Consider the following 12225-nt stretch of genomic DNA (forward strand, 5'->3'; position numbering starts at 1 on the left):
CGTTACCGTACCCACTCCTTGTTGTCGAGTCCCAGGAGCGCCCATGCCCCCGCTTGCCGAGCGTGTACGGATCGTCGAAAGCCACGTGCTCTCGCACGACTGGTACCTGTTGAAGAAGACCGTGTTCGATTTCCGTCGCTCCGACGGCAGCTGGCAGCGCCAGCAACGCGAAACCTACGACCGCGGCAACGGCGCGGTGGTGCTGCTCTACAACGAACGGGCGCGCACCGTGGTGCTCACCCGGCAGTTCCGCTTCCCCGCGTTCGTCAATGGCTACGCCGACCTGCTGATCGAGGCACCTGCCGGGCTGCTCGACCACGCCACGCCTGAGGAACGCATCCGTCTGGAGGTGGAGGAAGAAACCGGCTATCGCATCCACGACGTGCGCAAGGTGTTCGAGGCGTTCATGAGCCCCGGGTCGGTCACCGAGAAACTGCATTTCTTCGTCGCCACCTACGAGGCTTCGGCCAAGGTCGGCAGCGGCGGTGGCATCGCCGCCGAGGGTGAAGACATCGAGGTGGTCGAAACGCCATTCGACGAAGCGCTGGCCATGGTCGCCCGCGGCGAGATCGTGGATGCGAAGACGATCATGCTGTTGCAGCACGCCGCCCTGCATATCTTCGGCACGACGACGATCTAGGGCAAGGCGAGCTCGGCCAGTTCGGCATCCGACCATTCGCCGCGCACTTCCTTGGCCGATACGCGATCGTCGCAGCCGGTTTCGCTGAGGTCGAGCACGAATGGCTCCACCCGGCGGCCTTCGACGATCGAATAGAACACACGGACGATCGGCTGGGTGAGTGCATCGCGCGAGCCGTCCAGCACCACGGCCAGGCGCCCCGACTCCAGCCGCACAAGAGCACCTATGGGGTAAACACCCACGGTGCGCACGAAGGCGCGGAACAGGCGCGGATCGAAATGGCCGTGCCAGCTCGCCATGCGCTGTACCGAATGCGCCGGGTCCCAGGCCCGCTTGTACGGCCGGTCCGAGGTGATCGCGTCGTACACGTCGCAGATGGCCGTCATGCGCGCCAGGCGGGTGATCTGCTCGCCGACCAGGCCATCCGGGTAGCCAGTGCCGTCGAACTTCTCATGATGGTGCAGGCACGCGTCCAGGGCTTCCGGGTCCACGCCGCCGCGGCTCACCAGCAGGCGATGGCCCAGTTGCGGATGCCGGCGTACCTGCGCGGTTTCCGTCGCGCTGAGTTCGGCCGGCTTGTTCAGGACATCCAGCGGCACCTGCGACTTGCCGACGTCGTGTAACAGGCCGGCCATGCCCGCCGCCCGCACGCGAAGCGAGTCGAGTTGCAGGTGCCGGGCGAAGCTGATCATCAGAGCGGCCACGGCCACGGAATGCATATAGGTGTAATCGTCAGCCGTCTTCAGGCGAACCAGGCTGAGCAAGGCCGAGGGATGCGACTCGATCGACCGCGACATGTCGTCGACCAGTTCGCGCGCCGCCGTGGCATCGATACCCCCACCCAGACGCGCCTGCTGGAACATCCGCACGACCACGCCGCGCGCGCGCTCACACAAGGCCTGGGCGGTAAGGACAGGATCGGGAACGGACGGCGCGAGTGGCGCGCCCGGTTCTGCCACCGCCGTATCGTCCCCCGGCGCCAACGAAGCCGGGGCGGCGGGTGCCGGCGCCGTCACCAGTTCGCCCAGCCCCTTGGACGTATCGATCCAGACCGTGGCGACATCCAGCCCGCGAAGCGTCGCCAGGTCGTCGGCGGTCTCGAGCAGGAACTTCGTACGCCAGAACGGATGCGACACCCAGGACACGCCGACGTCATGGACGAACATGCCGAGCCGGAGCTTCCCCGTCGGAATTTCCCTCAGCGACGACCCGCGCGTCCCCATCGCCCTGCCCCCAAGACTGTGACCCCCGTCACGTTTGCAGGCTATCGGCACCGCACACAGGGACCTGAATAGGCCAAAAGTCATGATTGGGCGCAAGAAGCTGCCGCAAGACCACACGAATGTCATCCCACATGCTTAGCATCGGCTTAGTTTTCGTCAATGCCCTGAGGATGTGCCATGTCCCCCCTGCCACTGTTGGCCACCACCGCTTCGGTCGCCGTGGTCCTGGCTTTCGTCGCGACGCTGGCGCCACCGGCCTCGCGCAAGGCGACCTGCGCGGCGGCGGTCTTGGGTCCGGTACTTGCCTGGATGGCGTGGCGCCTGTTCGATGTCATTGCGCCGCTGGGCGCGACATCCGAGGCACGCGATCCCGTCGAAAGCCTCGACCTGTGGCTGCTGGCGGTCGCAAGCGTGCTGGGCCTGGCAGCGATGGGCTGCGTGCTGCGCGTCGGGCTCGTACTGGTGGGGCGCGCGAGACGGAACGGTCCGGAAGGCTATCCCGCCCGCTGACACGCGGGGGCAAGAACCGGGCGCTACACTGCGTCTTTCCCGTCAAGGCAAGCACGTGAATCCCAACGAGCCGGCCGTCGCCGATGGCGAACTCACGGCATTGCGCCTGATCGACATCGCCTACAGCATCGATCTTGCCCATGCCGAGCGGCTATGGGCCGAACGCTCGGGCCAGGCCTTCAATCGCTCGCACCTGTCCACGCCACCCAAGGCCGTGTCGTTCGGCGTTGCGCCGCTGTGGCTGGCACTGGGCGAAATCGCCTTTCCGCTCGCGGACCGCGACGCCACGGCGGTGCTCTCGGTGCGGCTGTACGATTTCGGGGTGGCGGCCCTGTCGTTGCGCATCGCGGTGAAGAACCATCCGTGGGAGGTGTTCGCGCGCGACGTGGAATCACTCGACGCACGCGTCGGCGCCGGGGCCGACCCGGCCTTCTGGACCGACCTGCTGGCCCGTGTGCGCGACGTCATCCTGCCCTCGCTGGACCGGCCTGCCACCAGCGCCATCGACGAGGATTACCTCATCGCCACCGTGCATGCCTTCGACACGCCGGTGGATGCGGAATCGCTGCGCAGCCAGATCGACCTGACCCAGGTGCTTTCCGGCGAAACCCGCCCGCTTTCGCGCGCAGCACGCAGCGAGCTGCTGTCGCGCAGCTTTTCCTACTACGCCGACGATCTGGTGGTGCTCAACTGGGACCGCGCCTTCATCTACGAACCACGCCGCGACACCGACGTGGCCGATGTGATCGAGGTGGCCAATGCGCAGCTGGTGGAACTGCGTTACTACGACACATTGCTGGACGACGAGCTACCGCTGATGTACGACCAGGTGGAAAACGCACGCACCGCGGCCTCGCTGCTCGCCTCGCGTCGCTTCGCCTACCTTGCCCGGCGCCTCTACACGCTGGTGGCCGAGGTGACCGAGCTGACCGAGCGCGTGGACAACGCGCTGCAGGTCACCGAGGACGTCTATCTGGCGCGCGTATACAGCAGCGCACTGTCGCTGTTTCGTGTGCCGACGCTCAGTGCTTCGGTGGATCGCAAGCTGGCCATCGTGCGCGACACCTATGCGGCCCTGTATGAAGAAGCGTCGAGCCGACGCTCCGAACTGCTGGAAATCGCGATCGTCATCCTCATCGTGGTCGAGATCGCGATTTCCCTGCTGCGACTCTAGATCGCCGTACGAAGAACCTTTTCGTCAGGGGTCGATGCCGTGCTTTTCGCCTTCCAGGAAGTGACCGAAGGCGGCAAGCGGGCGGATGCGATCGCAGACGATCTTGGTGATGGCCAGCATGGGCACGGCGAGGATCGCGCCGGGAACACCCCACATCCAGTCCCAGAACAGCAGCGCCACGATGACCAGCACCGGATTGAGAGTGAAGCGACGCGCCAGCAGCATCGGGGTGACCGTCTCGCCTTCGATGATGTGGATGGCGCCGTAGAGGACCATCGGCATGAAGGCTTTCCAGAGCGGATCGAGGCTGAGCATGCCCACCCCGAGGAAGGTCACCACGCCCACCAGCGGCCCCAGGATCGGCACGTAGTTGAGCAGAAAGGCGACCGCGCCCCACAGGGCGGCATCGGGCAATCCGAGCGCCCACATGGCCAGGCCCGTGGCGACGCCCACCGCCGCGTTCATCACGGTGATCGTCACCAGGTAGGACGACACATCGGACTCGACCTGTTGCGAGATGTCGATCACCTGGCGCTTGTCCTTGAAGCGCGGCATCACCTCCACCAGCCGGCGCAGGAAGGTGTCGCCGGAATTGAGCAGGAAGAACAGCACCAGGAACGTGGTCAGGAACTCCGAGGCGAACGTCTGCACGCCGGAAAGGATGGTCGACTGGATATCCGACGAACCCGCGGCGACGGGAGCCGCCTGTTTCTCGTCCGCCGTGACGGCACCGGCACTGGCCGGAGTGCCACCACCCACCATGCCCTTGGCGTGGTCGAGCATGCCCTTGAGGCTGTCGAGCGGACCGCTGATCACCTGCACACGCTGCTGCAGACGCGGCAGGCCTTCGGGCAGGCGCTTGGCCCAGTTGCTCGCCGGGCCGCTGAGCGCACTGCCCAGACCGGCCAGGATGCCGAACAGCGCCAGGATCATCAGCAGCGACGCCAGCACCCGGGGCACCTTGATCCGCGCCAGCAGCCGCATCACCGGCTGGAGCAGCAGCTTGAGGATGAAGGCGAGCACCACGGGAAGGATGACTTCCTTGGCGACGAAGGCACCCGCCAGCACGGCAAGGATGAACAGGCCACCGAGGAACACCGTCTTCGGGTCGCTCGGCAAGGGCATTTCGGCGTCGTCGACGGCGGAGTCCAGCACTGTGGAAACCTCCGGTTCGACCGTCGGTTTCGTGGGCGGCGTGCTGCTGTTCATGGGTTCCCCTGAGAACTCGGTTGATTTTGGTGCGGAGTGGAGCATCTCGTGTGAGGGCGCCGTGTGAAAGCCGTCAAGGCGCCGCGGTGGCGTAGCGCCGGCAATGTTCGAGATAGCCGCCCTCGTGCGCCTGGACAAGTTCGACCACGCTGCGCCACAGCCATGACGGCGCATCGATGTTTGCCGGCCGGTTGCGCGCGAGTTCGCCCAGCCATGTGCGGCGTTGTTCGCGGGTGAGCTGCGCCGCGTGGGCACGACCGACCACGTTGCCGAGGTAACGCGCCACGTCCATGGCCTGGTCGCCGTCCATGCGCTCGATATCGACCTTCAGGTCCTGCGGGCGCAGTTCGCGCACGAACACCGACCTTCCCTGTACCCGCCCACCCAGCATGCGCTGGCCGAGATTGGGCGCGAGGTGCAGCGCACCCTCCCTGACCCGCGATGCGTGGTCGCGTGGCATGACGGCATCGGCGCTGCGGGGCGCGGCCGCGCGCAGGGCTTCCTTCACGTCGACGAGGCACAGCTCACCCTTGCCCTGCCCGACGCGTACCAGCAGCGCATAGCGCAGGCGCCCGAGCGAACTGCATCCCTTGACCCAGTACTTGGCATCGACCAGTTCGATGGCGGCGTCGTCGGCGCGATGCACGATCTGCGTCACCAGTGAGCGCATGCCCTCCGTGGAAACCAGCGCATGCAATTCCTCACGCTCCTCGGCCGTGACCGGCCAGAAGCGACGCCCCTCGGGAATGACCGGATGGCTGCCCTCGATGCGCTCGCGCGCCAGGTCTTTCCAGCGTCGCTTCAGCGCCGTCTTCATCACCAGCTTGATCGCGTCCGGTCGTTCCACCACGCGGTAAACCTTGCGGCCGCTGCCCATCGCGCGTTCGTAGCCGTCGATCAACTGCTCCACCATGTGTGCCGTGACCACGCCCGGCAGGTCGGAGCCGCGCGCCGCGGTGGCGAGCGACACCGCCAGCCGGACGATGTCGTGGGCGGGATTGCCGATCACGGACTGGTCGAGGTCGCGGATCTGGATATCGATGCCGCCTTCCATGTCGGCCACGGGACCGATGTTACTGACATGGCAGTCGCCGCAAATCCAGAGGTCCGGGCCCTTGGGCAACGCGCGCCCGGACTTCTCCAGCCATTCGTAGAACTGCACCGTGTTGCCACGGACAAAAGCGTGCGCCGACTTCGCCATCTTCAAATTGCGCAATGAGGCCAGCCGGGGAGCCCGCTCCTCCAGTGTGCGTGGAATCGACTTCGCCATGCTTGCCTCGTAAGTTCTTGCGCACCATCGTGACGCGCATGCAGCCGCTCAGATTGACCATGCGACGGTGAAGCGTTCGAGACGGCTAAACGACATGCGTTGCTCTGCGATGGCTGGGAAGGCTGGCGGGCATCGGCAAGGAGGCGTCGGGGGGTCACCCTCTGCGCTCGGGCAGCGGCCGCAAGCGGCCGAACTCGCTCAGAGGATGACCCCCCGACACCTCCCTCACGACTGAGGTAACGGGTCGGGAAAGCAACGCTCGCGACATCGCGCGCGGCGGATTCTCCAGGGCTCAGCGCCCTAGGTTGCCAACACTTTGCTCTCCACCCAGATGGCCGATGGCGTCGCAGAGGCGGCGGGTGGTTACGCTCTGAGCGAGTTCGGCCACTTGTGGCCGCTGCCCGAGCGCAGAGTGTGACCACCCGCCGCCTCGTCGCCTTACCATGCGAGTGACCGTTGCTCCGGCATCGACGTCGCAACAAGCCGCGACCATGCGCGGAGCTGCAGATATTCGCGGCTGTTTCATCCCCCAGGCTCCATGCTGCATCCATGGGCTATCTGGGTTGGATCATCTTCTTCGGTGGATTGCTGGTCGCCACCTCGGCCAGTGCGGGATTTATCCGGCGAAGCCCGATCACCACGTTCGCCATCTATCTCGTCGCCGGTGCCGTCGTGGGCCCGGCCGTCCTCTCTCTGACCGCCCTCGCCTTCGACGGGCGAAGCACGGGGTGGCTGCGTCCGGCGACCGAGATGGGCATGATCGTGTCGTTGTTCATCACGGGGCTGAAGCTGCGCCTGCCGTTCAACGATCCGGGCTGGCGCATGGCGATACGCCTGGCGCTGCCGGGCATGGTGCTTACCGTGGGCGGCGTATGCGTCGTCGGGCATGTGGTGTTCGGCTGGCCGTGGCCGCTGTCGCTTGCCCTCGCCGCCATCCTGTCTCCCACCGATCCGGTGCTGGCCAGCCTGGTGTCGGTGGACGATGCACGCGACGACGATGCGCTACGGGTCGGATTGTCCGGCGAGGCGGGTCTCAACGACGGCACGGCCCTGCCCTTCCTCGTCCTGGCGCTGGCCTGGATGACCGGTGAGGCAACCGGCGATCCGGGCTTCTGGCCGCACTGGTTCACCGTGGAACTGGGCTGGGACTGGCTCGGCGGTATCGGTATCGGTTTCCTGATCGGCTGGGGCCTGGGCCATATCGGCACCCGTTTTCGTCATGCCGCGCAGGGGGTGGCGCCGAGCGACCTGCTCGCGCTGGGCACCATGGCGCTGGCGTACGGCGCGGCGGAGGCATTGCATGGCTCCGGTTTCCTCGCCGCGTTCGCCGCGGGAGTGGGCCTGCGCCGCGTGGAGATGGGGGTCACCCATGGGCATCCGCCGGTGGACGAGAACGCCGAGGCACGCGAGGACGATGGCGTCCGCGCACCGGCCGAATTCCTGGTCAATCCCAACGAGCGCACAACGGCGGAAGCGGAACATCCGGCGCAGGCGGTCGGCTGGGTGGTATCCGATGCCTTGTCCTTCGGCGAGACCATGGAGCGGCTGATCGGCGCGGCGATGGTGTTCATGGTGGGCATCGGCGTGCTGCCGCTGTTCACCCTCGACGGGGTGCTGCTGGCGGCGGCGTTGTTCTTCGTGATCCGGCCGCTGGCCGTGTGGATCGCTACCGTGCGTTCGGGTGCGCCATGGCAGCGGCGGTTGTTGTTCGGGTGGTTCGGCATCCGCGGGCTGGGCAGCCTGAACTACCTGGCGTACGCGCTCGTCCACGGACTGGCGGGGCCGCACGCACGCACCGCGGCGTCCGCCGTCCTGACCGTCGTTGCGCTCAGCATCGTCGCGCATGGCGCCAGCACCACGCCGCTGATGAACTGGCGCAGCCGGGCACTCGCCCGGCACGAAGGCGAGAAAGGCGAAGCTAGAGGCTGACCTTGTCGCCGTAGCCCACCAGTTCCAGATAGCCACGCCCGCCCTCGGTCTGCACGGCTCCCTCCCAATACACCGGGCCGCCCGTGCGCCGCGTATCCAGTTCCTGGTCGTCGAACAGCGGACGCAGGGTGAAGCGGCACGGTCCCGAGGGCAGCGTCACCGTGATGTCGGTCTCGACCGGATACTCCGCGGCGGTGCGCGGCGAGCGCCAGCGACGACGCGGGGCAAACACGACATCCGCGGGACCGAACACCGTCACCTTGCCGTCCGCGGCCCGCAGGCTGCCGCCGGCCCACACGGCATGGCCCTGCGCGTCGCGCACGCGGAAGACGGTGAGGGCACTGCCATCATCCATGTTCAGGCCCGCCCAGTCCCAGCCGACCGACCTCGGGTCCAGCAGGCTGGACGACCATTCGCGATCGAGCCACGCCTCACCGCGTACCGTTTCCTTGTGGCCGCCGCGCGAAAGACTGCCCGAAACCGCGAGGTGCGGCTGGCTGAAATACGCGCTGGCTTGACCGGGCGCCGGTCCCTTGCGGCTGTAGCCCGCATCGCCCTGCAACAGGGCCGGCTGGGTCGGCGTGAGCGTCAGGTCCAGCGCGAAAGCCTCGCCATGCACCTGCGTAGTGAAGCGGCCGTCCGCCTCGCGATGCAGGCGCCAGTCGCCCAGCGTCAGGTCGGCGGCTTCCGTCGACGCGCCGGCCAGGCCGAATCCTTCGCGCGCCAGCCGCTGTGCGTCCAGGAGATGGCCGGTGGCAGGATCGGACAGCGCCACGTGCCCGATGATTGCCTGGCGGGGCGCGAAGCGGCTGGGGTTGCCGTCGTCGAACGGCAGGCGGGAGCGGAAGAAGGTGACCTGGAAGCCAACCGGACCGCCGCGCGTCTGCAGCCATCCGGTGACGTACCACCATTCGGTCTTGTAGCCCGGATGCGCCGCGTGGTCGCGCGGGAGCACCACGGTCGACACCGGCGAGACGGGCGTGTACGCCACACGATCGCCCGCCGGGCACGAGCCGGCGGTCAGGCCCACGCCGAGAAGCATCCACAGCGCCAGCCGGCGCGGCCATGTCATCCGCATTACCAGTCCTCCCGCACGGCACGCACGGCATCGGTGGAAAGCACGCGGCGTCCGACCAGCAACGCCGTGCCTCCCGTCGCCACGGCCAGTGCGACGACGACACCGCCGAGCAACGGCCACGGCAGCAGGGTATCCATCGTCCAGTGGAAGGATTGCGGGTTCACCACCCGGATCAGCACCTGGCTCATGGCCAGGCCGAGGGCGACACCCGCCACGCCACCGACCAGGCCCAGCAGTGTGCCTTCGATCAGCAGCATGCGCGCAAGATCGCCGCGCAGCGCACCGACGTGGCGCAACATGCCGAACTCGCGGATGCGCGACAGCACCTGCGCGCCGATGGTGGCCGCCACGCCGGCGAGGCCGACGCACACGGCGATGCCCTCGAGCAGGTAGGTGATGAGGAAACTGCGGTCGAACGCTCGCAGCGCCGTGCCACGAATGTCCGCTGGTCGGCTGATGGTCGCCGCCGTACCGCCTGCCTGCGCGACCGTGCGCAATGCGTCCGCCACGGCACCGACCGGCGTACCCGGCATCACGCCGACGGATACGCCACTGCGCGAGCGGTCACCGGTCAGCCGCGTATACGCGCGCTCATCGATGACGATGGCACCCTGCTGGCGGGCGTAGTCGCGCCACACACCGGCCACGGTTGCACGCGGCGATCCCGGCAGCGGCAAGGTCAGCGTATCGCCGGGCGCCCAGTGATAGAGGCGCGAGGCAGGCTCGGACACCCAGACCGGAAGGCTACCGGACGGAGGCGTCCGCTGGGGGCCGATCAGCGCCAGCCGCGCGCCCGGTCCGTCGAGCGTCCTGACCACCAGGGTGACCGCGGGTCGACTCGCATCGAACTGCAACGGCACCTCTTTAAGGGTGCCCAGCCAGGCGACGCCCGGCACGGCGCGCATGCGCGCCTGGGTCGCGGCGTCGAAGCTGCCGCCCGCCCCCGTCCCCGCCACGACGTAGAGATCGGCCTGCAACACATCGCCCAGCCAGCGTTCCACGGAGCCCCGGAAGCTGGTGACCATGACCGCCATCGCCACCGTGAGCGCGGTGGAGGCGAGCACGCCCGCCAGGGCGACCGAGGCCTGCGACGGCGCGCCCCACAACCGTGCGGCCGCCAGCCGGAACGCGACCGAGCGCACGGGGAGCAGGCGCAGCGGTGCCACCAGCAGCCGCGACAACCACGGCATCAGCATCACGCCACCGGCCAGCAGCAGGGCCATGGCGATGTAACCGAACAGGGCGATGCCGCCGACGGCGGGCAGCAACGACGCGCCGAGTGCCGCGGCCAGCAGCACCAGCGCCGGCCGCACCCGCGCGGGCGTGCGCGGATCGACGGCATCGCCGGCGTTCTTGATCGCGATGCCCGGCGCGATGCGCGAGGCCGCCAGTGCGGGCACCATGCTGCCCAGCACGGCCGCGCCGACGCCGAGCGCGCCAAAGACGAGCGCTGGCCAGGGCGCGAACACCAGCCGGGGCGCCTGGCCGTGGAAGTATCCGCCACCCAGGTCGCCGCCGAGCATCGTCAGCGCCAGCTGGGCCAGGCCCAGACCCAGGCCGATGCCTGCCGCCGCGCCGAGCAGGCCCAGTGCCAGCGCCTCGCCAAGTATCTGGGCGAGCAGGCTGCCCTTCGCCATGCCCAGTACCCGCAGCAGCGCCAGTTGCGACCGTCGTCGGGCCACCGAGAGAGATTGCGCGGAATAGACCAGGAAGCCGCCCGTGAGCAGGGCGATCAGCGCCAGCATGTCGAGGTTGACCCGATACGCCGCGGACAGGCCGTCGTTACGGGCGACATCGCTGGCGGCATCCGCGATCACCACGTCGGCCGGAAGGCTTTCGCGAATGGCCCGCCGGACCGCGGCACCATCGGACGACGGTGCCAGATGGACGTCCAACCGTTGCAACCTGCCCAGGGCGCCGAAACGCCACTGCGCCGCCGCGATATCCATGACGGCGCGCGGCTGGGCACCCTCGGGAAGGCTGCCGGCGATGCGCACTTGGCGGCTGCGCCCGTTGGCGGTGAGGGTCACTGTCTCGCCCGGCGCACGGCCGACGATCTTCTGGATGCCCTGGGAAAGATAGATCGCGTCACCGGCAAGCAGGCCGCCCATGGCACCGGCATCGATCGGCCCCGTGGCCTGTCCGGTGGGCGCCGGGCGCAACAGGTCGACGCCCTCCAGCGATACCGGCGTCGTGCCGTCGAGGGTGGCCGGCAACACCACCACGGGTGATACGTCGATGTCGGCCAGGCGCGCCACCCGCGGATAAAGCATCTCGTCGAAACCCAGCGGACTGGCCGAGCGCAGGGTGAGATCCGCCGCTCCGCTGACCGCGTGCACGGCCTTGTCGAACTCGCCCAGCGCCGACGCGTTGATCAGGTGCACCGCGAAGCCGAGCGAGACGCCCAGCGCAATGGCCAGCACCGCCGACAACGCGCGGCCGGGATAGGCGCGCCACTCGCTGCCGAGCAGCCAGCGGCCAGCAAGGGGCAGCAGTCGGCGCTCAGCCACGCGGCACGAGACCCTGCTGCGACAACACGAGGGTGCGATCCGCCGCGGCCGCCGCCACGGCGGAATGGGTCACCAGCAGCACCGCGGCGCCGGCCTCGCGCACGCGCTCGACGAACAACGCGAGCGTGCGCGCCGCGGTCTCGGGATCGAGGTTGCCCGTGGGTTCGTCGGCCAGGATCAACCCGGGTCGGTGGACCAGGGCCCGCGCGACCGCCACGCGCTGCAACTCGCCGCCCGACAGTTCCCGCGGATAGGCGCCGCCGCGGCCACCCAGGCCCACCGCCACGAGCATGGCTTCGGCGGCAAGCAGGGATTCGCCCGCTTCGCGTCCCTGCAGGGCCAGCGGCAACGCCACGTTGTGCGCCAGATCCAGGTGCGGCAGCACATGGAACGCCTGGAACACGAAGCCGATGCTGTCGCGACGCAGCGCCGTGCGGCCATCGTCGTCCAGGCCGGCGATGTCGGTGCCGCCGATACGCACCTGCCCCGCATCGGGGGTATCCAGACCCGCGATGAGGTTCAGCAGCGTGGACTTGCCCGCACCGGATTCGCCGGTGACGGCGACGAATTCACCGGGGGCCAGCGCCAGATCGAGGCCATCGAACAGCGTGCGGCCTCCGGGCACCGTCTTGACCAGTCCATCGACCCTGAGCATCCGGTATGACCTGCGCAAAACCCCAGT

The 12225-nt window shown here is 68.3% G+C and carries 10 protein-coding genes; 4 read left to right on the top strand and 6 right to left on the bottom strand.

Annotated elements, in window-relative coordinates; all coding sequences use genetic code 11:
* Window positions 1–43: 43 nt before the first annotated feature.
* The gene (locus FA89_RS14840; RefSeq protein WP_036141669.1) at window positions 44–640 is read left to right on the top strand and encodes an NUDIX domain-containing protein; all 597 of its coding nucleotides are present in this window, start codon (window positions 44–46) and stop codon (window positions 638–640) included.
* Here the strand turns inward: FA89_RS14840 and FA89_RS14845 are convergent.
* The gene (locus tag FA89_RS14845; RefSeq protein ID WP_036141670.1) at window positions 637–1863 is read right to left on the bottom strand and encodes an HD-GYP domain-containing protein; all 1227 of its coding nucleotides are present in this window, start codon (window positions 1861–1863) and stop codon (window positions 637–639) included. The genes FA89_RS14840 and FA89_RS14845 overlap by 4 nt on opposite strands.
* 177 nt (window positions 1864–2040) lie before the next feature.
* Here FA89_RS14845 and FA89_RS14850 point away from each other — a divergent pair, with 177 nt between their 5' ends.
* Together FA89_RS14850 and FA89_RS14855 are read left to right on the top strand one after the other, a co-directional pair.
* Window positions 2041–2373 (top strand): hypothetical protein, encoded by a 333-nt coding sequence (locus FA89_RS14850; protein ID WP_036141672.1) that lies wholly within the window; start codon window positions 2041–2043, stop codon window positions 2371–2373.
* A 55-nt stretch (window positions 2374–2428) separates the two neighbouring features.
* Window positions 2429–3547: a hypothetical protein gene (locus tag FA89_RS14855; RefSeq protein ID WP_240003910.1), complete on the top strand. Its 1119-nt coding sequence runs from the start codon at window positions 2429–2431 to the stop codon at window positions 3545–3547.
* Window positions 3548–3571: 24 nt separating this feature from the next.
* On the opposite strand, the gene FA89_RS14860 is transcribed toward FA89_RS14855, so the two are convergent.
* On the bottom strand, window positions 3572–4756 hold the full coding sequence (locus tag FA89_RS14860) for an AI-2E family transporter (protein ID WP_036141674.1): 1185 nt from the start codon (window positions 4754–4756) through the stop codon (window positions 3572–3574).
* 73 nt (window positions 4757–4829) lie between these two features.
* A complete protein-coding gene (locus tag FA89_RS14865; RefSeq protein ID WP_036141676.1) occupies window positions 4830–6026 on the bottom strand; it encodes a DUF2252 family protein in 1197 nt (398 codons plus the stop codon).
* A 549-nt stretch (window positions 6027–6575) separates the two neighbouring features.
* On the opposite strand from FA89_RS14865, the gene FA89_RS14870 reads away from it, so the two are divergent.
* A complete protein-coding gene (locus FA89_RS14870; RefSeq protein WP_036141678.1) occupies window positions 6576–7955 on the top strand; it encodes a cation:proton antiporter in 1380 nt (459 codons plus the stop codon).
* Here the strand turns inward: FA89_RS14870 and FA89_RS14875 are convergent.
* The 3 genes from FA89_RS14875 to FA89_RS14885 are packed head-to-tail and all read right to left on the bottom strand — an operon-like array spanning window position 7945 to window position 12198.
* The gene (locus FA89_RS14875; protein WP_036144496.1) at window positions 7945–9027 is read right to left on the bottom strand and encodes a carotenoid 1,2-hydratase; all 1083 of its coding nucleotides are present in this window, start codon (window positions 9025–9027) and stop codon (window positions 7945–7947) included. The genes FA89_RS14870 and FA89_RS14875 overlap by 11 nt on opposite strands.
* Window positions 9028–9032: 5 nt before the next feature.
* Entirely contained in the window at window positions 9033–11543 is a 2511-nt protein-coding gene (locus FA89_RS14880) for an FtsX-like permease family protein (protein ID WP_036141681.1), read from the bottom strand.
* Complete coding sequence (locus tag FA89_RS14885; protein ID WP_036141683.1) at window positions 11536–12198, bottom strand: ABC transporter ATP-binding protein; 663 nt, start codon at window positions 12196–12198, stop codon at window positions 11536–11538. The genes FA89_RS14880 and FA89_RS14885 overlap by 8 nt, the downstream gene beginning before the upstream one ends.
* Between the last annotated feature and the right edge of the window lie 27 nt (window positions 12199–12225).

Source organism: Luteibacter sp. 9135 (assembly GCF_000745005.1).
Lineage (GTDB): Bacteria > Pseudomonadota > Gammaproteobacteria > Xanthomonadales > Rhodanobacteraceae > Luteibacter.

Excerpts from the sequence above, each read along its gene's own strand:
- FA89_RS14840 (WP_036141669.1), top strand. The coding sequence starts at position 44 with ATGCCCCCGCTTGCCGAGCGTGTACGGATCGTCGAAAGCCACGTGCTC.
- FA89_RS14845 (WP_036141670.1), bottom strand. The coding sequence starts at position 1,863 with ATGGGGACGCGCGGGTCGTCGCTGAGGGAAATTCCGACGGGGAAGCTC.
- FA89_RS14850 (WP_036141672.1), top strand. The coding sequence starts at position 2,041 with ATGTCCCCCCTGCCACTGTTGGCCACCACCGCTTCGGTCGCCGTGGTC.
- FA89_RS14860 (WP_036141674.1), bottom strand. The coding sequence starts at position 4,756 with ATGAACAGCAGCACGCCGCCCACGAAACCGACGGTCGAACCGGAGGTT.
- FA89_RS14865 (WP_036141676.1), bottom strand. The coding sequence starts at position 6,026 with ATGGCGAAGTCGATTCCACGCACACTGGAGGAGCGGGCTCCCCGGCTG.
- FA89_RS14870 (WP_036141678.1), top strand. The coding sequence starts at position 6,576 with ATGGGCTATCTGGGTTGGATCATCTTCTTCGGTGGATTGCTGGTCGCC.
- FA89_RS14875 (WP_036144496.1), bottom strand. The coding sequence starts at position 9,027 with ATGACATGGCCGCGCCGGCTGGCGCTGTGGATGCTTCTCGGCGTGGGC.
- FA89_RS14885 (WP_036141683.1), bottom strand. The coding sequence starts at position 12,198 with ATGCTCAGGGTCGATGGACTGGTCAAGACGGTGCCCGGAGGCCGCACG.